Origin of the sequence: Oscillibacter sp. MSJ-31 (assembly GCF_018918025.1) — a bacterium.
Taxonomy (GTDB): domain Bacteria; phylum Bacillota; class Clostridia; order Oscillospirales; family Oscillospiraceae; genus Hominicoprocola.
The window spans coordinates 19,988-42,341 of record NZ_JAHLPT010000019.1 but is presented as its reverse complement, the minus strand read 5'-3'; the positions used below and the strand labels follow the sequence as shown (position 1 = coordinate 42,341).

General features: G+C 61.3%; 14 protein-coding genes and 1 rRNA gene. 7 read left to right on the top strand and 8 right to left on the bottom strand.

Features of this window, described 5'->3' with window-relative positions; genetic code table 11:
- Nucleotides 1-95, bottom strand: a 16S ribosomal RNA gene (locus KQI17_RS10930); the annotation flags it as partial.
- 734 nt (nucleotides 96-829) lie between these two features.
- On the opposite strand from KQI17_RS10930, the gene KQI17_RS10925 reads away from it, so the two are divergent.
- Together KQI17_RS10925 and KQI17_RS10920 are read left to right on the top strand one after the other, a co-directional pair.
- The gene (locus KQI17_RS10925; RefSeq protein ID WP_216496264.1) at nucleotides 830-2,344 is read left to right on the top strand and encodes a Mur ligase family protein; all 1,515 of its coding nucleotides are present in this window, start codon (nucleotides 830-832) and stop codon (nucleotides 2,342-2,344) included.
- Nucleotides 2,341-3,573: a hypothetical protein gene (locus KQI17_RS10920; protein ID WP_216496263.1), complete on the top strand. Its 1,233-nt coding sequence runs from the start codon at nucleotides 2,341-2,343 to the stop codon at nucleotides 3,571-3,573. The genes KQI17_RS10925 and KQI17_RS10920 overlap by 4 nt, the downstream gene beginning before the upstream one ends.
- 33 nt (nucleotides 3,574-3,606) lie before the next feature.
- Here KQI17_RS10920 and KQI17_RS10915 read toward each other — a convergent pair whose 3' ends face one another.
- Nucleotides 3,607-4,296: a YjjG family noncanonical pyrimidine nucleotidase gene (locus KQI17_RS10915; protein WP_216496262.1), complete on the bottom strand. Its 690-nt coding sequence runs from the start codon at nucleotides 4,294-4,296 to the stop codon at nucleotides 3,607-3,609.
- Between the two features lie 109 nt (nucleotides 4,297-4,405).
- Here KQI17_RS10915 and KQI17_RS10910 point away from each other — a divergent pair, with 109 nt between their 5' ends.
- Nucleotides 4,406-5,242, top strand: coding sequence for a dipicolinate synthase subunit DpsA (locus KQI17_RS10910; protein ID WP_216496261.1), 837 nt, complete (start codon nucleotides 4,406-4,408; stop codon nucleotides 5,240-5,242).
- Entirely contained in the window at nucleotides 5,239-5,811 is a 573-nt protein-coding gene (locus tag KQI17_RS10905) for a dipicolinate synthase subunit B (protein ID WP_216496260.1), read from the top strand. The genes KQI17_RS10910 and KQI17_RS10905 overlap by 4 nt, the downstream gene beginning before the upstream one ends.
- 33 nt (nucleotides 5,812-5,844) lie before the next feature.
- Here KQI17_RS10905 and KQI17_RS10900 read toward each other — a convergent pair whose 3' ends face one another.
- The 5 genes from KQI17_RS10900 to KQI17_RS10880 all read right to left on the bottom strand — a co-directional run bounded on the left by KQI17_RS10900 (nucleotide 5,845) and on the right by KQI17_RS10880 (nucleotide 10,908).
- Nucleotides 5,845-6,651 (bottom strand): HAD-IIA family hydrolase, encoded by an 807-nt coding sequence (locus KQI17_RS10900; protein WP_216496259.1) that lies wholly within the window; start codon nucleotides 6,649-6,651, stop codon nucleotides 5,845-5,847.
- Between the two features lie 3 nt (nucleotides 6,652-6,654).
- Complete coding sequence (locus KQI17_RS10895) at nucleotides 6,655-7,986, bottom strand: Na+/H+ antiporter NhaC family protein (protein ID WP_216496258.1); 1,332 nt, start codon at nucleotides 7,984-7,986, stop codon at nucleotides 6,655-6,657.
- A gap of 65 nt (nucleotides 7,987-8,051) precedes the next feature.
- Nucleotides 8,052-8,729, bottom strand: coding sequence for a nitroreductase family protein (locus KQI17_RS10890; protein WP_216496257.1), 678 nt, complete (start codon nucleotides 8,727-8,729; stop codon nucleotides 8,052-8,054).
- A 153-nt stretch (nucleotides 8,730-8,882) separates the two neighbouring features.
- The gene (locus KQI17_RS10885; protein WP_216496256.1) at nucleotides 8,883-10,184 is read right to left on the bottom strand and encodes a sensor histidine kinase; all 1,302 of its coding nucleotides are present in this window, start codon (nucleotides 10,182-10,184) and stop codon (nucleotides 8,883-8,885) included.
- A 4-nt stretch (nucleotides 10,185-10,188) separates the two neighbouring features.
- Nucleotides 10,189-10,908 carry a LytTR family DNA-binding domain-containing protein gene (locus KQI17_RS10880; protein WP_216496255.1) on the bottom strand — a complete coding sequence of 240 codons (720 nt, stop codon included), beginning with the start codon at nucleotides 10,906-10,908 and terminating at the stop codon, nucleotides 10,189-10,191.
- Nucleotides 10,909-11,190: 282 nt separating this feature from the next.
- Between KQI17_RS10880 and KQI17_RS10875 the strand changes: the two genes are divergently transcribed.
- From KQI17_RS10875 to KQI17_RS10865, 3 genes are all read left to right on the top strand, one after another.
- Nucleotides 11,191-13,716 (top strand): S-layer homology domain-containing protein, encoded by a 2,526-nt coding sequence (locus KQI17_RS10875; protein WP_216496254.1) that lies wholly within the window; start codon nucleotides 11,191-11,193, stop codon nucleotides 13,714-13,716.
- A gap of 75 nt (nucleotides 13,717-13,791) precedes the next feature.
- A complete protein-coding gene (locus KQI17_RS10870; RefSeq protein ID WP_216496253.1) occupies nucleotides 13,792-16,122 on the top strand; it encodes an S-layer homology domain-containing protein in 2,331 nt (776 codons plus the stop codon).
- 208 nt (nucleotides 16,123-16,330) lie between these two features.
- Nucleotides 16,331-17,083 (top strand): GTP pyrophosphokinase family protein, encoded by a 753-nt coding sequence (locus KQI17_RS10865; RefSeq protein WP_216496252.1) that lies wholly within the window; start codon nucleotides 16,331-16,333, stop codon nucleotides 17,081-17,083.
- A gap of 121 nt (nucleotides 17,084-17,204) precedes the next feature.
- On the opposite strand, the gene KQI17_RS10860 is transcribed toward KQI17_RS10865, so the two are convergent.
- Entirely contained in the window at nucleotides 17,205-22,004 is a 4,800-nt protein-coding gene (locus KQI17_RS10860) for an S-layer homology domain-containing protein (RefSeq protein WP_216496251.1), read from the bottom strand.
- Nucleotides 22,005-22,354 lie beyond the last annotated feature (350 nt).

Sequence of the window (22,354 nt, the reverse complement as noted above, 5' to 3'; positions counted from 1 at the left end):
TGGACGAATCCTCGATCCACAGATTCTCGTTCGACTTGCATGTGTTAAGCACGCCGCCAGCGTTCGTCCTGAGCCAGGATCAAACTCTCAATAAAATGGTATCTAAACAGCTCTCGCTGCTCAAACCTTTATCGAGCTATTTGTCATAGCTTGCAAAACTTTTTATCCTTGCCTTCCGCCGTAATTGACTAAACCGGCTTCCGGCAAGCTCGATGTCTTTTCAGACACCTCATATCTGGTGCTTCTTTGTTCTTCGTTGTTTAATTTACAAGGTACACGCTCCAACCGCGGAACGAATTTTAGGTTACCACAACTTTCCGGCCTTGTCAACACTTTTTTTGTGCTTTTGCAATTTTTCTTCACTCGCGACGGAGGAAGGAAAGCCGTTGTCGGAAAGCCGTCCGCTTTTCGCGAACAGGTCGTATCTTAGCACGCCGCCGGAGCTTTTGCAAGTCTTAATTTTGTATTTTTCGTTTTTCGGTCAAACGGCACAATCAGAGCCGCTTATGTCCGTCATAACTGCTAAAAATAGCAGGAGAGAGGCGGGCAAAGCCCTCCTCCCTCCGAATATTTGACGGCTTTAGCCGTTGCAGCCGACGCCGAGCATCTGGCACAGCAGCGCAAGCAGAGCAGCACAATTCATAGCGCGTGAGCCTCCTTATCGGTAGTTTCGTCTTGATCAAGGACGCCGTCTATGATACCGCGCAGGCGGGCAGAATGCAAATGCAATGTCTTCCAGCGTTTTTTCTTGTCAGGAAAAGCGACGCGTGCTATACTATATATTTATTATGAGACCCGCTATTTCATCGACTGCCAAAGGAGCGAAGAGATGAATCCCAAACACACCTTAAAGGAATATGCCGACGCGCTCGCACGCGCCGGGCTTCTGACCGCAAGTACACTGACGCCCGCAGCGGAGGGTACCGTCATCAACTGTCTGAGCTACGACACGCGCAGCCTGCACGGCACCTCGCTGTTTCTCTGCAAGGGCGCGCACTTCAAAGCGGAGTACCTCTCTGCGGCAATCGCGCAGGGCGCGGTCGCCTATGTCGCCGAAAAGCCCTACCCCGTGGACGCGCCGCAGCTGCTTGTGAGCGACATCCGCTATGCGATGGTCGTACTCGGCCAACTCTTCTACGATCATGTGACCGACAAGCTCACGAGCGTCGGCATCACGGGCACCAAGGGCAAGAGCACGACCGCCTACTACGTCCGCTCCATCCTCAATGACTGGCTCACGAGCGAGGGCAAGCCCCCATGCGCCATTCTCTCCTCCATCGACAATTATGACGGCGTCATCACCGAGGAGTCGCACATCACGACGCCCGAGGTGCTGGAGCTCTATCAGCATTTTCAGAACGCATACGATTCCGGCATTTCCCATCTGGTGATGGAGGTCTCCTCGCAGGCGCTCAAGGTCGGGCGCGTGCGCGGCATGACCTTTGACGTGGGCGCGTTCTTGAACATCGGCACCGACCACATCAGTCCCATCGAGCACCCGGATTTCGCGGATTACTACGCCTCGAAGCTGAAGCTCTTCGACAGCTGCCGCGTCGGCTGCGTCAATACCGACGCCGACCACGCCGCGGAGACCATCGCCCACGCGAGGTCGGGCGGCTGCGAACTCATCACCTTCGGCAGCCACGCAAGCGATACGGTCTTTTGCGAACGGGTCGAAAAGCACGCCGACGGACTGTATTTCACCGTGCGCTCGCCGAAGTACAACGGTGAATTTTCCATCACGATGCCGGGTCTGTTCAATGTCTCCAACGCGCTCGCCGCGATGGCGATCTCCATGGCGCTCGGCGTGCCGGAGGAATTTGTCCGCTCGGGTCTGCGCAAGGCGCGGGCGAACGGACGGATGCAGGTCTACGAAAGCCGTGACAAGCGGGTGACCGTCATCGTGGACTACGCGCATAACCGCATGAGCTTCGACGCGCTCTACCGCTCGACAAGGGTGGAGTATCCCGGCAAGGAGATGATCTCCGTGTTCGGCTGCCCCGGCTCGCACGCGCTCCAGCGCCGCCGCGACCTCGGCGAGCTGAGCGGCGAGAACTGCGCCTTCGTTTACATCACGGAGGAGGACTCCGGCGAGGAGCCGTTCTCGCAGATCGCCGCCGACATCGAAAAGCACGTCAAATGCCCGCACCTCGTCTGCGAGGACCGCGCCGAATGTATCCGCCGCGCCATTCTCGACCGTCCCGAGCCGCACGTCATCCTGCTCACAGGCAAGGGCGAGGAGACGACCATGAAGCGCGGCAGAGAGTTCGTCCCCTTCCCGAGCGACGTGGAGCTGACTCTCAAATATCTGGCAGAATATGACGAAAAGGAGGCGAAGGCATGAAGAAAAAGGACTTTCTGCCCATCATTCTCGGCAGCGACGAGAACGCCTACGGCACGGCGCGTCTCTTCCGCGAGGCGTACCCCGAGGTCACGCCGCTGCTCGTGTGCACCGCGCAGCTCATTCCTACGCGGCACTCGCGTCTTTTTGACTGCCGCATCATCGCCGGCTTTGAACGCGAGGAGGTCTTTCCCGACGCGCTGCTCGGCGTACTGCGCGAGTGCTCCAAGGACTACGAAAAGCTGCTCGTCATCCCCTGCTCGGACTATTATACCGGTCTGCTCTGCCGCCATTATGACCACTTCGAGGGACTGATCGCGAACCGCTTCATCCCCGAGCAGCTGCTCGAGACCTTCGACACCAAGGATCGGTTCTACGCGCTCTGCGAGCAGTACGGTCTGGACTATCCCAAGACCGTCATCGCCGCGCCCGACGAGCGCATCGAGGTCGCCGACCGTCTGCCGTTCGACTTCCCCATCGTCGTCAAGCCGGAAAACTCCAACGCGCTCGACTACCTGCGCTGCCACTTTGAGGGGCAGAAGAAGGTCTTTTTCTTCGACACCAAGGAGGAATACCTCACAATGGTGCGCAGCATGAACGGCTCCGACTATCGCGGCAAGCTCATCCTTCAGGAGTTTATCCCCGGCGGGGACGACGCCATGCGTGTGCTCAACAGCTACTCCGACACGGACGGAACGGTGCGCGCGATGTGCCTCGGCCAGCCGGTGCTCGAATACTACGACCCCAAGAGCGTCGGCAACTACGCCGCCATCCTCTCGCGCGGCGACACGCTGCTCTACGATAAAATGCAGCGGTTTTTGCAGGCCATCGGCTACGTCGGCTTCTCCAACATCGACATGAAGTACGACAGCCGCACCGGGCGCTATGTGCTCTTTGAGATCAACCCGCGGCTGGGCCGTTCGAGCTTCTTCTGCCGCGCGGCGGGCATCAACATGATGAAGCTGCTCACCGAGGACGTGGTCTACGGCCGCCGCGGGAAGTGCATCTACAACGAAACGACCGCGCTGTGGTCCAACGTCCCGCGCGGCATCCTGACGAGGTACGTCACCTCCCCCGCCCTGCGCGAGGAGATGAAGCAATACAAAGCCCTGCACACGCTCTGGTACGGCAGCGACCTCGCCCCCGCGCGCGTATACCGGCTGGCAAGGTATTACGCCGCGCAGTACAAGAACTTCGCGCGCTATTATTTTGATAAGAGCAAAGAGAAATGACGCAGAAGCGCCGGCACGGAGCCGGCGCTTTTCCTATTTCACAATGCCGTACAGCTCCCGCAGGTCGCGGATCTCGTAGTCCACGCGCAGACTCTCCGGCTTCGGCGCTTTCTTCGGATTGAACCAGCAGCACGCAAGCCCGTAGTTGTTTGCGCCCTGAATGTCGCTCGTGAGTGAATCGCCGATGACCAGACAATTTTCCCGCGTAATGCCGTCGATGTGGGCGAACACATAGTCAAAGTATTCCACGGACGGCTTCGCCGCACCCGCGGTCTCGGAGATGAACGCCTCCTCGATGAGCGGCGCGAGCGCCGAGCGTCCCAGCCGCCCGCGCTGGACGGACTCGACCGCGTTGGTGATGAGATGGATATGGTGTGTTTCGCGCAGCTTGGCAATGACCTCCGCGGCATGTGGCATAAGATAGGTCGCATTGCTCAAGCTCGCCAGATGGATGCGGTTGCACGCTGCCGGCTCAAGGCCGCGGATGCCCTCGGCGGCAAAGAAGGCGCGAAAGCGCTCGAGCACCGTTTCGTCCTTCGTCAGCTCCCCGCGGTCGAACCTTTCCCATGTCGCGTTGTTGATGACCTCGTAGCGGTCGAAAAGCTCCTGCGAAAAGGGCAGACCGAAGGCGTCGCACACGGCGCGGAAGGCGTGGACATTGGCCTCGTCGAAGTCAAAGAGCGTGTTGTCGGCGTCGAAGAGCAGATAGGGATAACGTGTCATAGACGGGTCTCCTTTGATTTTTTGCCATGATACCACACTCTTTTGCGTTTCGCAATCAAATTCCCCCCGCCGTGCGCATAGAGTAAGAGGAATGGAAAGGGGGACGCCTATGGAAAAAACGATCGCCGTGCTCGGCGGGGACCGGCGCATGGCGCTGCTCGCGCGTCTGCTCGCGGAGGACGGTCATCCGGTGCAGACATGGGGACTCGCCGCCTTCGGCATGGAGGACACGGCGCTGGAGGAAGCGGCGCAAGCCGACCGCGTCGTGCTGCCCGTGCCTCTCTCGCGCGGGAAAAATCTCAACTGCACCGCCGCGGCGCTGCCGCTGTGCGGATTGTTCGCGCTGCTGCGTCCGGAGCAGCGCCTTTACGCCGGCGGCGTGAAGGCCGCCGACCGCGAGGCTGCGGCGGAATACGGTCTGACGCTGACCGACTACCTCTCGCGCGAGGAACTGGCGGTGCGCAACGGCGTACCGACGGCGGAGGGCGCCATCGAGGCGGCGATGGCCGCGACGGACGTGACGCTCTGCGGCACGCCGTGTCTGGTCATCGGCTTTGGACGCATCGGCAAGCTGCTTGCCCACCGTCTGCGGGGGCTGGGCGCGGAGGTCACGGTCAGCGCGCGGCGGCTGGACGATCTCGCGTGGATCGACGCCTTTGGCTACCGTGGTCTCCGCACGAACCGTCTCGCCGGACGGCTCGGGAGCTTCCGCGTCGTCTTCAACACCGTACCGAACATGGTACTCACAGAGGAGCTGCTGCGTGAGCTGCCGCGCGAGTGCGTGCTGCTCGAACTGGCATCGCAGCCCGGCTTCGACCGTGCGGCGGCGGAGGCGCGCGGGCTGAAGTGCATCGCTGCGCCGGGACTTCCCGGCAGGGCCGCGCCGGAGACCGCGGCGCGCGCCATCAAGCTGACCTTGGAAAAAATATGGGAGGAAGAAGCATGAGAACCGAACGCATCGGATTTGCCCTCTGCGGCTCATTCTGCAATCACCCGAAAATTTTGATGCTCTTTGAGGAAATGGCAGAGAGCTTTGAGATGGTCCCCATTCTCTCCGAAAACACAGCGCGGTACGACACCCGCTTCGGGCTGGCCGACGATCTCATCGCGCGCGTGGAGCGCGCGGCGGGGCGTCCCGCCATCCGCACCATCGTGGAGGCCGAGCCGTTCGGCCCGCAGGATCTGGCGGACGTCCTCGTCATCGCGCCCTGTACGGGCAACACCCTTGCCAAGCTCGCCCACGGCATCACCGACGGGCCGGTGACGATGGCGGCAAAATCACATCTGCGCAACGGCAAGCCCGTGGTCATCGCGCTGGCGACGAACGACGGTCTGAGCGCGAGCGCGCCGAATCTCGCCGCGCTCCTCAACCGGAAGAACTACTACTTCGTTCCCTTCGGGCAGGATGACCCGCAGGGGAAGCCCACCTCGCTCATCGCCGACTTTTCACAGCTCGTGCCGACCGTCGATGCGGCGCTGCGCGGCGTGCAGCTCCAGCCGCTGCTGGTGAAATAGGCGCAAAAAACGACCGCTCATGCGGTCGTTTTTTCATTCCTGTAAAATGCTCAGATAATCCGCGACGCTGCCGAGGACAAATGTCGGCTGTACCGCGCTGCCGGCGAGGTCTGCCTCCTTCGTCTCGCCCGAGAGGACGAGCGCCGTGTCGATACCCGCGTTCACGCCGCAGGCAATGTCGGTGTAGAGCCGGTCGCCGAGCAGCACCGTCTCCTCTGCGGAAAAGCCGCCGCGCGCCATCGCAAGGCGCGCCATATCGGGCCGCGGCTTGCCGATGACATAGGGCCGCCGTCCGGTCGCGCGGAAAAGCATCTCGCACACGCTGCCGCAGTCCGGCACAAAGCCGTACCACGTCGGGCAGACCCAGTCGGGATTGGTGGCAAGGTAGTCCGCGCCGCGGTTCAGGAGAATGCAGGCGTCCTCTAACTTCTGAAAGGTCAGCTCGGTGTCGAAGCCCATCACCAGGGCGTCCACCGCCGCGTCGCGGTCGTCCGTCAGGCGCAGTCCCGCCTGCGTGAGCTGCCGCTTCATCGACTGTGTGCCGCAGACGTAGAGGAGCTTTTCCGCCATGCCCTGTGCGTGCAGATGCGCGATGAGCGCGTCCACGCTCGTAAGGAAGTCGGAGGTCTCCGCCTCCACGCCGAGGCGGCGCAGCTTCTCCACATAGCTCTCCGCCCCGCGGGAGGAGTTGTTCGTCAGAAAGCGGTACGTCCCGCCGCGCGAGCGGATCGCGCGCAGGAAGTCCGCCGCGCCGTCAAAGAGCCGTTCGTCCAGATAGAGCGTTCCGTCCAGATCGAGCAGGAAGAGCCGCTTGGCGCGGAGCCGTGCAAGGTCGGGCATGGCTCAGGCCTTCTTTTTGCCGTCGATGGCGATGAAGAAGAAGGAGCTGACAGCCAGCAGGAACGGATAGAACAGATTCGGAATGATCTCAAACGCGGAGACCTGATACCCCAGCTCGTGCGCCGCGGCGATGGCGACGAGCATCTGCGCGCCGTAGGGGATGATGCCCTGGAAGATGCAGGAGAAGGTATCGAGAATTGACGCCGCCTTGCGCGGTGTGATGCCGTATTCCTCGCTCATTTCCTTTGCGATGGGATTCGCCATCACGATGGCGACGGTGTTGTTCGCGGTGGCGATGTCCATCGCGCCGACGAGCAGGCCCATGCCGATCTGTCCGCCGCGCTTGCCGCGGAACGCTTTTCTGATCCAGCCCAGCAGCGCCTCAAAGCCGCCGTACTCGCGGATGAGGGCGCAGATGGCGGAGACGAGGATGGCGACCATCGACGTTTCAAACATACCGGCGGCGCCGCTGCCCATGTTCTCCAGCAGCGCCTTGACCGCAAGCACGCCCGTCTGTCCGGTCGCACCGGTGGCAAGCACGATAACGGACCCGGACACAATGCCGATGAGCAGCACCACGAACACGTTGATGCCGATGATGCCGCCGACGAGCACCAGCACATAGGGGATGATCTGGATCAGGTGATAGCCGGGGATCTCCGCCGGGATGACGTCGGCGTTCAGCGTCAGCACGAGGATGAGCACGAGCGTCGCGAGCGCCGCGGGCAGAGCGATGTGGAAGTTCTCGCGGAACTTATCCTTCATCGCGCAGCCCTGCCCGTTGCAGGCGGCGATGGTGGTGTCGGAAATGAAGCTCAGATTGTCGCCGAACATCGCTCCGCCCATGACCGAGCCGATGCACAGCGGCAGGGAATAGCCGCTTGCCGCGGCAATGGGGATGGCGATGGGCGTGATGAGCGTGATGGTGCCGACGCTCGTGCCCATGGCGGTGGAGACGAAGCAGCTGACGACGAACAGCACCGCCACGGCAAACCTGGACGGGATGATCGAGAGCATGAAATACGCCACGCTCTCCGCGCTCGAGCGGCCCACCACGCCGACGAAGATACCGGCGGCAAGGAAGATGAGCAGCATCGTCACGATGTTCTTATCGCCGATGCCCTGACCCATCAGCGTGAGCTTGTCGTCAAAGCTCAGCGCGCGGTTCTGGCAGCACGCCGTCAGCAGCGCGACAAGAAAGATGACTACAATAGGGATGGAATAAAAGCCCATCGGGATCTTGAGCACATACTCAAAGATAAGTCCCAGCCCCAGGTAAAGGAGCAGGAACACAAGGATCGGCAGCAGCGCTGCGGGATTGGCTTTCTTCTGCATAGTGATTTTTCCTTCCTGATTTTCTCTCTCGTATTCTTAACGCACCCGTGTGTGGAAACGGCGGCTCACTCCGCCCAGCGGAAGCTCTCGCGGCCCGCGCCGAGCTGAAAATGGTATTTGACGATGCCGAGGTCCACATGGCTGTAGCTGCCGCCCCGGCTCTCCGCCCGAACGGTGTCGTCCGGCAGGAGCGTGAAGCGGAAGCGCTGCTGGTTCATCGCCGTGGGCGCGAGCAGCGCCGCCTTGAGGCCGCGGCCGAACCACTCGGGCAGCGTGCGGTCGGCGCGGTACACCTCGCGCATCGGACGACTCTCGTGCGCCTCGCCCTGCTCGGCCCCATAGCCGAACGCGATCACACACACGAGCCGCTCGTCCGGTGCGAGCACATAGCTCCTGCGCGCGACCGCTTTTGAAAAGGTCAGGCCCACCCAGCAGGTGTTGAGCCCCAGCGTCTGCGCGAGCAGCACAAGGCGTTCGCCGAACCAGCCGGCGCGCTCGTCAAGATCCTTTGCGCGCTTGCCGGCAAGCACGATGTAGTTGCACACGCCGCGGAATTTCCCGTAGTGCGCAAAAAAGCCGCGGAACGCCATCGGCTCATTCATCACGAGCTGGATGTGCAGTCCGCCCTCGGCGTTGCACGCGCGGATCTCCGCGCGCAGCGCGTTCACGATCGCCGGCTCGACCGGCTTTGTCAAATAGGTACGCACGCTGTGGCGTGCGGAGATCGCCTCCTGCACGGTCATGGAATTTCCCTCCTGTTCCCATATTCCGATCAATTGAATATTTATTGTATCACAGGAATTTTAGAAAGAACAGCCATATTTTGAACTTTTTTCAATTTTTTGCCTCTCGGGGACGAAAAAAGGAGGCCGCCGCGTCCGCGGCAGCCTCCTGCGTCAGTTTTGGGTTTTCGCCGCCGCTTTGACGGGCAGCATGAGCTGCATGGAAAAGATGCCGCCCCGTGCACGGAACTCGCACAGTCCGCCGCGCCGCTCGGCGATCGTCTGGATGCTGCGGCAGCCGTAGCCATGCCCCGCGCGCTCGGAGACCGGCAGGCCGTCGCGCATGACAAGCCCCTCGGCACAGGGGTTTTGGATCTCCACGAGCAGCTTGCCCAGCCGCACGCCGCAGTAAAGCGTCACCCAGCGGTCCGCCTCCGGCTGATCGGACACGGCGCGCAGCGCGTTCTCCAGCGCATTGGAGAGCACGGCGCACAGCTCGGTGTCGGAGACCGACAGCTCGCGCGGGAGCTTCGCGTCCACCTCCAGCCGAACGCCCATGCGCTGCGCCTTTCCGGCGAAGGCGGAGCAGAGCAGGTTCACCAGCTCGTTGTCGCAGTAGCGCTTTGGCGTGATGCGCTCGATATCCGAGCGCACCTTGCGGATATATTCCTCCGCCTGCTGCGGCTTTCCCGCCGCCAGAAAGCCGTCGATGGCGTTGAGATGGTGGCGCATATCGTGCTGATAGACGGCGGTCTGCACCTCTGCCCGGCGCAGCGCGTCCACCTCGATCTGCGACTGCTTCAATCCGGCCTCGAGCATGGTGCTCTGCATCTCCGCCTGCGCGCGGCGGCTGCTTTGGGCGTGATAGGCTGTGAGAAACATAACGTAAAAAATGATGAGCGCTGTGGGCAGGAACTCGTTGATCGCCCCGTAGCCGCGATAGAGCGCGTCGGAATAGACGACCGTGGCGTAATCAAAGAAATAATACGCCACCGGCAGGCTGCCGAATAAAAGCAGCGACTGCGGCGAGGCCATCATGGCCGCGTAGGCCGGGCGGACGAAGAAGCGGTAGAGCAGATAAAACAGCGGCCCGATCACCAGCGTGTAGCAGATCTCGCCAATCAGCTCGGAGCGGGTAAGCGCCGTGACCACCAGATCCACCCAGCGCGGGAGCTGGCAGCAGAGGTAGGCCGTGCAGATGCTCACCAGCGCCACGTCGACTTTCTTCTTCAGAATGCAGATCAGGATGAGCGCCAGCGGCAGGTGAGTGATGAGCGGGTAGAGCTGCCGCGCCATGTCCGCACCCAGCGCCAGCCAGCACACGCTCTGGATCATCAGAAACAGCGGGCAAGCGGCAAAAACAAGCGTTCTCTGCTTCGTATTCTCCCAGCCGCCGGAGATGAAGGTGCTGAGGAACAGGCCGTAGAGCAGCACCAGCCCGTAGTTAAAAACGCCGAGCGTGGTCAATACGGACATCGTCTCACTCCTCCCTCTGCGCGAACAGCAGCTTCATATAGTCCTTTTGAAGCTGGGGGTATAACAGGCGTGAGACCGGCAGCTCGCGCCCCGAAAAGGTACGCAGGCCGGCGGGCGAAAGCTCCTCGATCTGCAGCATATTGACGATGTAGGAGCGGTGGATGCGCATAAACTCCGGCCGCGCAAGCAGGGTATCCTCGTATTCCTTCATCGAGCCGACGACCTCGCGCACCTGCCCGTCGGCAAGGTTGAAGTAAAGGTGCTTGCCGTTGACCTCCACATAGGTGAGCTGCGAAAACGGCACGCGCACGATGATGCCGCCGGTGCGAAGCGTAAGTGCCTCCTGCGGGCGGCGCTCACGCAGCTCCAGCCGGTCAAGGATGGGATAGAGCGTCTTGGCGCGAATGGGCTTGAGCAGATATTCCAGCGCCTTGACGCTGTAGCTGTCATAGGCGAAGCCGGGGGACGAGGTGAGGAAGATGATGTCCGCCGCCTTGTCAAAGCCGCGGATCTCGCGCGCGGCATCCATGCCGTTCAGCCCTGGCATCATGATGTCGAGCAGGTACAGCGTGAAGCGCTCATGGCGCGCCGCGTCCAGCAGCGCCGCCGCGCTGCGGAAGCTCTTCACGCGCACGGGCGTGCCGCGGTCCTCCTCCCACGCGCCGATCAGCTCCGTCAGGCTCCCGAGCTCCTCCGTCTGGTCGTCGCAGACTGCGATGTACATTCCGCCGCCCCCTTTCCTCGCTTCCTTTTGCCTTATTGTAGCATACCATTCTTTTCCTTTCCAGCATTATCTCACATTTCAAGCCGCAAATCCATACATTTCAAGTCACCGACCGTTCCGCGGATGGAATTTTTTGCTATGCTGTGAGCATCAGCGGCCTCCTGCGGGAAGGGCGCAAAAAGAGCAGACTGCGGCGGCGCCGCCTTTCGGCGCGCCCGCGCGGTCAATATGGAGGGAAGTCAAATGAAGAAAAGGCTTTTGAGCGTCATACTGTGTCTTTGCATGACGCTCGCAATGCTGCCCGTCTCCGCTTCGGCGGCCGGCAAGAGCATCTCCTCGATCGCCGCGCCCAAGCTCACGCTGGACGAGAACCGGATGCCCGTGCTGACGTCCGGCCTCAGCAGCTCGGCGCACTGCACGGCGGCATCCATCGTGTACGACACCCCCGGTCCGATCGACGACTATGCCTGGTTCAGCGCGACCGTGACCTACACCGCCGACGACGGCTACAGCTTCGCGAGCGACCTCAAGGCCCGCTTCGGCTCGAAGTGCGCCTCCAAGCTCGTGAGCAGCAGCGGCTCGCAGGCGGTCGTGACCTACTACGCCTGGAGCCGGCTCGACAACAGCTCCGCCGTTACGCAGGGGATGAAGGACTATTACAAGGCGCACACGAGCGATACCGCCAACGGCCGCACGCCCATCGCCACCGGCAAGAAATTCGACCCCATCGCCGAGCAGCACCCCGACGTCACCGGCTACCACACCGCGCGCGTGTACAAGTACCCCGCCGTGGTGCGCAGCGCCGCGCTCGGCGACCTGTCGGAGACCGTGAAGATCTACGATCTGCACGCCGAGCAGCTCATCTCCGGCGTGACGGGACAATGGTATCTTGTCAGCTGCGGCAATAAGCTCGGCTTTGTTCCCGCCGCCTGTGTCACCGATGTGACGACCGGCGGCTCCTCCGGCAGTACGTCCGGCAGCACGACCGGCAGCGGCAGCGAAAATACCGGCGCATGGGCCGGCGCGCCCGGCGTATGGAGAGTCAGCGACTATGTGTTCGCGGGCGGCTCCGGTACGAAGGAGGATCCTTACCTCATTGCTACCGCCGACCAGCTCAACGCCGTGCGCCGCGGGATGGATAAGCACTATAAGCTCATTGCCGACATCGACCTGTCCTCCTGGGGCAACTGGACGCCCCTCGGCGGCAACCCCGCCTATGAGTACAACGGCCGCGACTGCGTCCGCTTCACCGGCTCGCTCAACGGCAACGGCCACGTCATCTCCGGCATGACCATCGTGGACCACCGCGGGCAGCTCTACAACGAGGGCAGCTTTGTCCACCGCTGCTACGGCCTGTTCAACAATGTCTGGAACGCCGAATTCACCTACGAGGCGCATCAGGATAAGCTCTACGAAAACGCTTCGTACAACAACATCTGGGATCTCGGCATCGTGAACTACAACATTGATCTGAGCTATACGGAGATCGCCAACGACGTTCACATCGACATCGGCGCGCTGAGCGCGTTCATGTCCAACTCGCGCGTTTCCAACTGCTACGCCTCCGGCGGCAGCATCCGCGTGCAGCTCGGCGGCGGCGCGCCGCAGGTCTATATCGGCGGCCTGGTGTCCAACGTCGGCAACTCTGCCTTTGTGGACTGCTACAACGCCTCGCCCATCACCGTCAACACCACCGACGGCGCGCGTGTCGGCGAAAAGCGCGTGCAGGCGGGCGGCATCATCAGCGGCATGAGCTACTGCTGGATCTTCCGCTGCTTCAACACCGGCGACATCACCGTTCCCTTTGCCGACAGCATCGCTCTGGACGCGATGGCCTGCGGCATCGTTGACACGCAGGACCACGGCGACCTGCCTGGCGTCTACGGCTACACGCGCACGGGCACCAGCTACCTCAAGGACTGCTACAACACCGGCAACATGACCGGCAACATGGCCTTCGGGCTTCTGGGCTATGCCTATGTGGACGTTTTCATCGAAAACTGTTACAGCGTGGGCGCGCTGAAGGTAGACTCCATGGCGGAAAAGGGCGGCACGGATTCGTCCTCGAACGACATCGCCTCCACCAGCGAGGGCTACAACTCCCTCAAGGGCAACCGCACGCACAACGGCGTCGGCGTCGTCTCCGGCGATGCGTGGCAGTATTCCTCGAGGCTGGGGCGCAAGGTGCTCAAGTCCCATCCCGAGGACGCGCTGGGCCTCGTCAAGCCCGCCGCGGCGACCGTCGGCGGCTTCGCCGACGTGAAGGCCGCCGACTACTGTGCCGACCCGGTGCTCTGGGCCATCAAAAAGGGCATCACCAACGGCACCACCGCCTACACCTTCTCGCCCAACGCCAAGTGCTCCCGCGGTCATATTCTGACCTTTGTCTGGCGCTCCCTCGGCTCGCCGGAGCCCACCATCGCCAACCCCTACTCCGACGTGACGGCGAGCGACTGGTTCTATAAGAGCGCCCTCTGGGCCTACGAAAAGGGCTACTACACCGGTGCCGTCTTTTCCGGGAATACGGACTGCACCCGCGGCGAGGCCGTGACCTATCTCTACAAGGGCGTCGGCGCCGACGCCATGGGGCAGTACCTCTCGGCGGGCTTCACCGATGTGCCGGCCTCCAGCCCCTACGCCAACGCGGTCAACTGGGCTGTTTGGGCCAAGGTCACCAACGGCGTGAGCGCCAACCAGTTCGGCCCGAACGAGACCTGCACCCGCGGTCAGATCGTCACCTTCCTGTGGCGCGCGCAGTATTACCGCGCGCTGCTGGGCGACTGGGAATCCATACAGGATTTCATCTGACCTGCGAACGCAGCCCCCGCCCCGTTCCTTTATCGCTTCTGCCATCAATATAAACCATTCTTACAGGAGGGAACCATGAAAAAGAAACTACTCAGCGCACTGCTCTGTCTCGCTCTGGCGCTCACCCTGCTGCCGACCGCGGCCCTCGCCGCGCCGACAAGGCTCAAGAGCGTCGACCTCGTCATCGACCTGCCGAAGGCGGGCGACCCCAACGAGATGGAGACCGAGGTCACCATCAAATCCATGAAAAGCGGCAACATCGACCTGCTCGCGAACGGCGCGGGCATCCTGTACACCGAGTGGCAGGGCGACGACGTGGAGACCGACGACGGCTATGCCTTCCGCGCAGGCACGACCTATCTCGTCAACATCAAGCTGGCCTTTGACACCACCAAGGGCTATTGCGCCAACTACAAAACCGTCAACGGCGAAAACATCGTCGGCCCCGACACCTTCTCCGCCACCGTCAACGGCGTGCCCGCCACCATCCGCACCAGCGCCCAGTATTATCCCACCCTGCAGGTCAGCCTGACCCTTGAGGGCGAGCGCTATACCGAGCAGGAGAAAGAGGAGCTCAACGCCGATCTGACGCGGAAAACAGACCTCCTCCGGCAGGCCAAGCGGGCGATAGCGACTCCCCGCACGCAGGCTGTGGCAGAGTCCAAGCAGCTTGAAAACTTTGTAAACGGTGTGACCGTCATGACTGACGCCAACCACGTTCTGGAGAACACCGACAGCATCCGTACCCTCATTCTGGACACCAATGGGAAAATAACGGATGGAACGTGCTTTTTCATCTGCTACGCGAAATATTTGAAGGAGCTCTGGCTCAGCGATAAGGTGGATGTCTATCAGTTTATTCAGGCGATGGATTCCTACCTCTGGCTGCCCATCGCCGGGTTATACCGGTGGGAGAGGCAGAGCGACCTGCCCTTCTACACCGCCGAGACCGTGGTGTATATCCCCGAATCTGCCGTGCCCGCGCTCAAGGCAGCCCAGGCCCAGCGCGGCTATAAGATCCCCTACACCATCAAGACCTACTCCGGCAATGACGTCTACGCTGCCCAAAAGGCGGGTGACGCCGCCGCGAAGGACAACTGGTGCACCGCCCACCAGTACACCCTGCAGATCCGGACGGCCGACCGTGTCTACACCTATGCGCAGGCCTGCCAATACGCCCGGCGTTATTACTGGTCCTGCGCCATCTGCGGCAAGTGCGAGTACAATGCGAACCATGTCGCTCCCCATAACTCGGATAAGGAGATCGAGCTCAAGACAGAGAAGCTGGCCCACTCGGATAACGGCGAGTATCCCACGGCGGAGGCCTATATCGGCGTGAACGCCGCCGGCGAGCACGTCTACTGGCTCAGCTGTGAATACTGCGGCCACTCCCACCGTTATCTCCAGCAGCATCTGACCTCACGGGATGTTTACGCCTCCGGCACGGGAATGACCCTCGCGCAGTATCAGGCGGAAGCCAACGCCTCCCTGCAGTGGGAGGAAACGCAGGCGCTGAACACCACAGAGCTGTATCCCGGCACCTTTACGCTCTCGAAGAAGTCCGCCGCCAAGACCAGCTCCTGGGCTGAAAGCGATGTGAACCTCGCGCTCAACGACGATCTGCTCGATACTGCCCTGCTCGGCAGCGACTACACCAAGCCCATCAGCCGTCTGCAGTTCTGCTCCGTGGCGGTGCGTCTGGCGGAAACGCTGACCGGCAAGAGCATCACGCCCGCCGCCGCGAACACCTTCACCGACACGAACAACGCCTACGTCCTCAAGGCCTATGCCGCGGGCATTACCACCGGCACCTCGGCGACCGCCTTCTCCCCCAACGCCACCCTGAGCCGTCAGCAGATGGCGACCTTCCTCCGCCGCACGCTGCAATATGTGGAGAAGAACTCCGGCTATTCCTACACCAGCTACACCTCCAAGCTCGCCTCCTACACAGATAACGCGCTGGTGCAGAGCTGGGCGAAGGAAGCGATGGCGTTTATGAACGCGCTTGATCTTGTCAAGGGCACCACCGCCACCACGCTCAATCCCAACGGCACCTGCACCATCGAGCAGGCGGTCATCGTAGCGGAGCGCAGCGTCTACGCCCACCAGATTGGCTGGTATCAGGCCGCACCGGTGACCAACGTCTATAGCTATAATGGCAGCACAGGGGAGACCGAGCGCGAGGACGGGGAGTACACCTCCTTCGACAGCACCAACGCCAGCCTCCACCCGGGCGATCTCGTCTGGATCACGGGCAAGCTGACCGGTGTGAGCAATCTGCTGGCCACCGCCCCCGGCACCACCGTGGACCAATGCGTGTACTCCGCCTATCTCCCCGGCATCAACCCGTACACCGGACAGATCATGTATCTCCACTATCGCGACCTCATCCCCGTCCGCGGGTAAGCCGCCGAAAGCCAATACCGTCCGCAAGCGCGGAGACCGTCGGTCTCCGCGCTTCCTTTTTTCCTCGGTTTCCGGTCATTTCGGCGCAAATGTCGGGGAGGGCTTGCGGGATGCGCCGCGGGATGGTATGATTGAGATGGGCGCATCGCGCCCGCCCCTCCGCCGTCACACCGCGGAGGGAGAACCGACAAAGCCGAGGAAACAACACATGGCATTGAAAAACAGCACCGACCGCGGCGCTCTGGAGCGTCTGCTGCTCTCGCGCCTGCCGCGCAAGGAGATCAGCACGCTCGTGCAGAGCTACACGCAGCCCTACCGCGAGCTGATGAGCTACTACCGCTGCGCGATGATGGAGGTCGAGACCAAGTTCAACGTTCTCAACGAGGAGCTTTCGCTCCAGTATGACCGCAACCCCATCGAGAGCATCAAAACGCGCCTCAAGTCCCCCGAGAGCATTGCCGAAAAGCTCCAGCGCCGCGGCTTCCCGCTGACGGTGGAGAGCATCGAGGAAAATCTCAACGACATCGCCGGCGTGCGCGTCATCTGCTCCTTCCCGTCGGATATCTACCAGCTCGCCGACGCCTTTCTGAAGCAGGACGACATTACGCTCCTCCAGCGCAAGGACTACATCGCCGAGCCCAAGCCCAACGGCTACCGCAGCCTGCACCTCATCGTGGAAACGCCCATCTTCCTGCACGATCAAAAGCGCATGATGCGCGTCGAGGTGCAGTTCCGCACCATCTCCATGGACTGGTGGGCAAGCCTTGAGCACAAGATCCGCTACAAGAAGGATCTGCCGGAGCTCGATCACGTCAACCGCGAGCTGTTCGAGTGCGCGCAGATGAGCGCGCAGCTCGACGCGCGCATGGAAAAGCTCCAGCGCCTCGCCGAGACTGCCGCCGCGGAGCAGCACACCGACAGCCGGTGGGGCGAGCGCCGGTCCGGTCCGCTCACGCGCTGAGTACCGGACTCCGGCGCACCAGCGTCTCCATACCCGTTTCCCGTTCCATAAACCAGCAAGGCTCCCCTGCCGAAGCAGGGGAGCCTTGCTGTTCGTTATAGCGTATATCGCGGGTCGACGCTTACACCGTCGCCTGCAGGAAGCGCATCAGCATGGCTGCGACCTGCCCGCGCCGGGCGAGGTCCTGCGGCGCCATACGGTTGCCGCCCACGCCGTTGAGGATGCCGTTGTCCACGCACCACCTCACGGCGTCGTAGGCCCAGATGCTGATAACAGTCGTGTCGTCAAAGCCCAGCTCGCCGCTGACGGCGGGGGAGCCGGCATAGCGGTAGAGCATCGCCGCCAGCTGCTCGCGGGTGACCGGCTGCTCGGGAGCGGTTCCGTCGGAAATGCCGTTCTCGACCGCCCAGACCGTGCCCTTGGCGTACCACGTCTCCCCGCCAGCCGTATCCGCGCCGGCAAGGCGCGCGAGCACGGTGCTGACCATGCCGCGGGTCATGGAGAGGTCAGGGCCGAAAGCGTCATTGCCCACGCCGTTGAACAGCTCGCGGGACGAGGCGAATTCCACGGCGTCCTTTGCCCAATGGTTCGCCATGTCGTTAAAGCGCTTGGCGTTGTCGATGATCTTGAGCCGCACGTCGCCCTCCGCGCGGAGCGCGACGCCGGTCTCGGTCACGACGGAGCCCTTGACGATCTCCTCCGTGCCGTCGGGATGGACGATCACGGCGACCATGCTGCCGCTCGGCTTGCTCACGGGAATGTCCACGCGGGTGCTGCCGACGCTCTTGGGTACGCTGACGGACGCCGTGATCTCACCGCTTGCGGGCTGCGCGGTCTTGATCTCCGTGCCGTCGGCACGCTTCTCGACGGTGCTCACGCTGCCGTCAGGCTTCGTCTCGGCGACGGTCGTGCTGCCGTCGAGCTTGGTGGTGGTCTCAACGGTCGTACCGTCGGGCTTCGTCTCGGTCTTGGTGGTCGAGCCGTCCGCATTCGTGACCGTCTCCGTCTTGCCGACCGCGCCGCCCGAGGCCGGCGCGGAAATATCGAGACCGCTCTCCTTGGTGTAATCGGCGGTGTAATATACGGTGACCGTCTCGCCGCCGTTTAGCGGGTAATCGGCGATACCCACATTGGGCGCCTTGCCGTTGACCTTGTACAGCCAGCCGCTGTTTGGCCCCTCGTCGTACTGACCGAGCGTTACGCCGCTGCGGATCACGGCACGCAGATAGCCGTCCTTGATATTCAGTATCAGACCGACCTGCGCCGCCGCTGTCTCGAGCGCTTGCTCAACGGTCGCACCCTCGGCGACCCTGACGCTGCCGGAATACCACGCGCTTCCGCTGCCCGGCTCGATGCTGACCGCGACCGAGATCCATTTCGCTGTCGTCGTACTGCCGGCCGAGCCGCCGGTGCCGCTATCCGTTGAGGTGGACGGCACCGTACCGGCGCCATTGGATGTGAAGCCATCGCTCGGCTTTTCGGGCCGGGTCGTTGTGGTGCTGCCGCTTGCCGAGGTCTTGACAAGCTGCGTATAGATATTGAAGCTCTTGCTGTCGCCGTTCAGGGACGCCAGCTTCTCCAGCGTCACGAGCGCGCGGAAGCCCTGCTCGGTCGCAAGCGCCGCAGCCTTCTGTGTCGACTCGCCGTTGACCGCGCCGACTGCCGCCGTGGTAAAGCCGTTCCTCGTGTCGTTGACGTACAGCAGCAGGGCATCCGCCAGAGAGCAGCCGCCCTTGACGAAGCGTTCATCCGAAGCTGGGTCGATGCCCACGGCGGTCAGGCCGATAATGACCATGGCGTCGGAGTTCACGTTGCCGTAGGAGCCGTTGCTGTTCTGGGCCTTGCTCAGGCCCGCGACCGCCTTATCAATAAAGCTCTTCACCGCCGCACGGTCTGCATACGCAGCCAGAGCCGTCAGGGCCGTGCCGGTGGTGTCGGGGTCGGCGTAGGTCTCCCCCGCCCATTTGGTGAAGAACAGGCCGTCATCGCCCAGGTTCTTGCTGTCGGTCAGTAGAGCAATCATGCTGTTTCTTTGGGCGTCGGTCAGCTTGAGCTGACCCGCCTGCTCCGCCAGCAGCACCCAAGGTGCGGTGTAATGGCTGCTGCCCAAATTCATATCTGCCAGCTTGGCAGCGTTGCTGTATTCTGTGCCGTCAACGGTTTTCAGCTTGGTGCTGTTCACGCCGAGGGCGGCGAGAATGATCTCCGCCTTGGCGCGGTCGGTCACGAGCGGCGTATTGCCTGCCAACTCGTTGGTGGTCAGATTCAGATAATTTTCCCTTGCGGTATCGCTGGTTTTCACCGCGGCGCCGTCCAGTTTGGCATAGGCAGCCATGTCGAATACGACCCAGTCGCTGGAACTGTTGGTGTAAGTTTCCGCAATGTTGTCCATCAAGGTTTTGCGGGAATTGACCGCCGGGTAAATATTGACGGTGACCGGCTTGCTCAGGGTCTTGTCACCCTTGCGCCAAGTGATGGTAGCGGTCGCCTCGATGACCTTGCCGGTCTCGTTCTTCTTCGCCAGCCGGAGCTTGCCGTCCACCACCTTGAGATAAGCCCTGTTGGTGTCGCGCTCGCCCACGGAGCAGGTGACGGTGATACCTTCATCTGCGGCTTCGCCGCTCTTGAGTAACGTGATCTCGTAATTCTCTCCGGCAGTAGCGGGCACCGCCAGCACATCGTTGTACTTTCGGGATTCCTTCAGCAGCTCGTCCTCGGATTCGCTGCCGCCGGTGTAGGTGTTGCTGCCGCTGTTGATGAGATAGCCGCTGCGGATGGTGCCCTTGCCGTAGAGATTATTGGTCTTGCCCGCCGCGCCGAGCAAGACGCCGCTGTTGCTGCTGTCCTTGATGGTGGGCACAAAGTCGCCGGTCTGATAGCCTGCCTCACCCAGTAGACCGCCAACGGTGCAGCCGGGGGCGTTGACGGTGCCGGTATTTGTGCAGTTCGTCAGCTGCACGCAGTTCGCGTTCGCACCGACCATGCCGCCAACAAAGGCTTTCTCGTTATCACCGGTGACGATGATGGTGCCGTTGTTCACGCAGTTGGTCAGTGTCATGCAAATGTTCCAATAAACGTATTCCACGCCGTCATCATAGCCGCCCACCAGACCGCCGACACCGGCGCTGCCCCGTGCCAGAGAAGAAACGGTGGCGTTGTTGACGCAGTTCTTGATCTCGACCTTGCCCCGGGCACACCCCGCGATGCCGCCCACATGAGCATAGGGCTCGGAGCAGTAGACCGTGCCGTTCACGGTCAGATTCTCCACCACCACGGTGGGCTGTTCGTCAATGGGAGTGGTGCTGTCCCGATCCGGCTTACTGTTCAGACAGCCGAAGAAACCAAAATAGCTCAGACCGGGGTCGTCCACCGTAATGGTCACGCTGTGGCCCTTGCCGTCAAAATGGCCGCTGAAGGGGAACGCGGTGTTCTTGCCCAGCGGTGTCCATGAGCCGGACACGGTGATGTTATCCGTCAGCTCAACATAAGCGTCGGACAATTCGCCGTCGTTGACCTGTTCTGCAAAATAACGCAGTTCTGCTGCCGTACCGATGAGGATGGGGGCCTCCTTCGTGCCCGTACCGGAGGGCTCGGTGGTCTTGTAGGTCAGCGGGACCGCGATGGTCTTTGCGGTCTCGTCCTCGCCGACGGTGAAGCCGGTCTCGGGAATGTCGTTATAGTCGGCGTCCGCGCCGAACGTGACCGAATAGCTGTAATCGCCCGCCGCAGAGAGGGTGTAGACACCATCTGTAGACGTCAAAGCCGTTCCTTCGCTGTCCTTGACCGTCAGCACACCATCCTCCACGCCGGTGAAGGTGAGGGCGCAGGAGAAGGCGGGCTCCACAGGCTTGGGGATGCCGTCTTTATCTACGGGTGTCCACTTGGGAACGGGATAGCCGCCGAAGTCGGCGCTAACAGCAAAGCCGTCCATGGTGAGGGATTTTAGTTCGTCGGTGGAGAGTTTATTAACGGAACCAGTATAGTTGTTTTCGTAGCTTTGTTTCGTGGGAAGAATTTGGAACGATTTGTCGCTGTTATTTGTAGAATCGTAAGAAAAATCGGTTAACTCAACTGTATAAGACGACAGATATCCGCAATAGGCAACCGCACCAACCTTACTGCCTGACATAGCACCCGCTACATAGCTGTTATTCACCGTTAACTTGGGCGAGCCACTATTAAAATAACCAACAATACTGCCGCCGTATTTACCGCTGGTGATATTCCCCAGAACAGCTGCGTTTTTTACAGAAATTGTACCGGAGAAAAAGGTTGCCGCGCCTAATAGTCCACCAGCATAACCGGAATTACCACATGTTAAAGTGACATTGCTGAGGCAATTGTTGATTACAAGCGCAGATGTACCGGTTACATATCCAACTAAACCGCCAATAAAGGTATTTGAACTACTGCTGCTACTACCGATTGCTCCGCTGACAACGCAGTTGTCGATTCTGCTGTTGCTGTTGTCAGCAATTTTACCAACGAGTGCACCAATATTGTTCCAGTTTCCAATATTCTCTGTGATGCTCACACCCGTCATTTTGACATTGATGATAGACCCATTCAATTCACCGATCAGACCCGTGTTGACCGGTGAGCCATACTTACCAGTTCCACCCTTCAAGGTCAAACCGGAAATGGTATGGCCGTCACCGTCCAGATAACCGATCAGGCTGGTGATGGGCGTCCATTCCTCGCCAGCAAGGTCAATATTTGCCATCAGCTTGGCGCAGGCAGGGCTTTCACCGCCGTTGACCTGATCGCGGAAGGCCTTCAGTTCGTCCGCATTGGAGATCAGATACGGCTCATCAAATGTACCTTTACCGCTCAATGTGCCATCCGCCGCCCGGACCGTGGCAGGCAGCAGGCTGACGACCATTACAAGGGCCATCAGCAGGGATAATGCGCGTTTTTTCATTTTTTCTTCCTCCTTTTGCATGAAAAAAACGTCTGTACCCGCCCGCCTACGCGAGCCGTACAGACGCAAAAGGGCGCAAAGACCCCTTGGTGTCTCTCGGCTCCCGGTGTGGGCAGGAGCGTCCAAGGCCGTCCGGGCATTCTGACTCATCTCCTCGTGGGAGCTTCACAGTGACCCGCTCGCGGGGCTTTTCACCCCATTCCCCCGTTCCGGTTTTTCTCCGGCAGACGGCCTTGATCGCTATTCTTTTTCGCAGCGGAGCATCTCCCCCGCCGACTGTCCTATCATAAAGAAATTTTACCCAAAAAGCAAGAGCAAATCGCGGGGCGGCGTCATGCGCGCCGCCTTCT

Bases quoted from the DNA above. Each gene is read 5' to 3' on its own strand.
- KQI17_RS10925 (WP_216496264.1), top strand. From the start codon at position 830: ATGAATCCCAAACACACCTTAAAGGAATATGCCGACGCGCTCGCACGC.
- KQI17_RS10910 (WP_216496261.1), top strand. From the start codon at position 4,406: ATGGAAAAAACGATCGCCGTGCTCGGCGGGGACCGGCGCATGGCGCTG.
- KQI17_RS10920 (WP_216496263.1), top strand. From the start codon at position 2,341: ATGAAGAAAAAGGACTTTCTGCCCATCATTCTCGGCAGCGACGAGAAC.
- KQI17_RS10860 (WP_216496251.1), bottom strand. From the start codon at position 22,004: ATGAAAAAACGCGCATTATCCCTGCTGATGGCCCTTGTAATGGTCGTC.
- KQI17_RS10875 (WP_216496254.1), top strand. From the start codon at position 11,191: ATGACGCTCGCAATGCTGCCCGTCTCCGCTTCGGCGGCCGGCAAGAGC.
- KQI17_RS10895 (WP_216496258.1), bottom strand. From the start codon at position 7,986: ATGCAGAAGAAAGCCAATCCCGCAGCGCTGCTGCCGATCCTTGTGTTC.
- KQI17_RS10915 (WP_216496262.1), bottom strand. From the start codon at position 4,296: ATGACACGTTATCCCTATCTGCTCTTCGACGCCGACAACACGCTCTTT.
- KQI17_RS10870 (WP_216496253.1), top strand. From the start codon at position 13,792: ATGAAAAAGAAACTACTCAGCGCACTGCTCTGTCTCGCTCTGGCGCTC.
- KQI17_RS10890 (WP_216496257.1), bottom strand. From the start codon at position 8,729: ATGACCGTGCAGGAGGCGATCTCCGCACGCCACAGCGTGCGTACCTAT.
- KQI17_RS10885 (WP_216496256.1), bottom strand. From the start codon at position 10,184: ATGTCCGTATTGACCACGCTCGGCGTTTTTAACTACGGGCTGGTGCTG.
- KQI17_RS10865 (WP_216496252.1), top strand. From the start codon at position 16,331: ATGGCATTGAAAAACAGCACCGACCGCGGCGCTCTGGAGCGTCTGCTG.
- KQI17_RS10905 (WP_216496260.1), top strand. From the start codon at position 5,239: ATGAGAACCGAACGCATCGGATTTGCCCTCTGCGGCTCATTCTGCAAT.
- KQI17_RS10900 (WP_216496259.1), bottom strand. From the start codon at position 6,651: ATGCCCGACCTTGCACGGCTCCGCGCCAAGCGGCTCTTCCTGCTCGAT.
- KQI17_RS10880 (WP_216496255.1), bottom strand. From the start codon at position 10,908: ATGTACATCGCAGTCTGCGACGACCAGACGGAGGAGCTCGGGAGCCTG.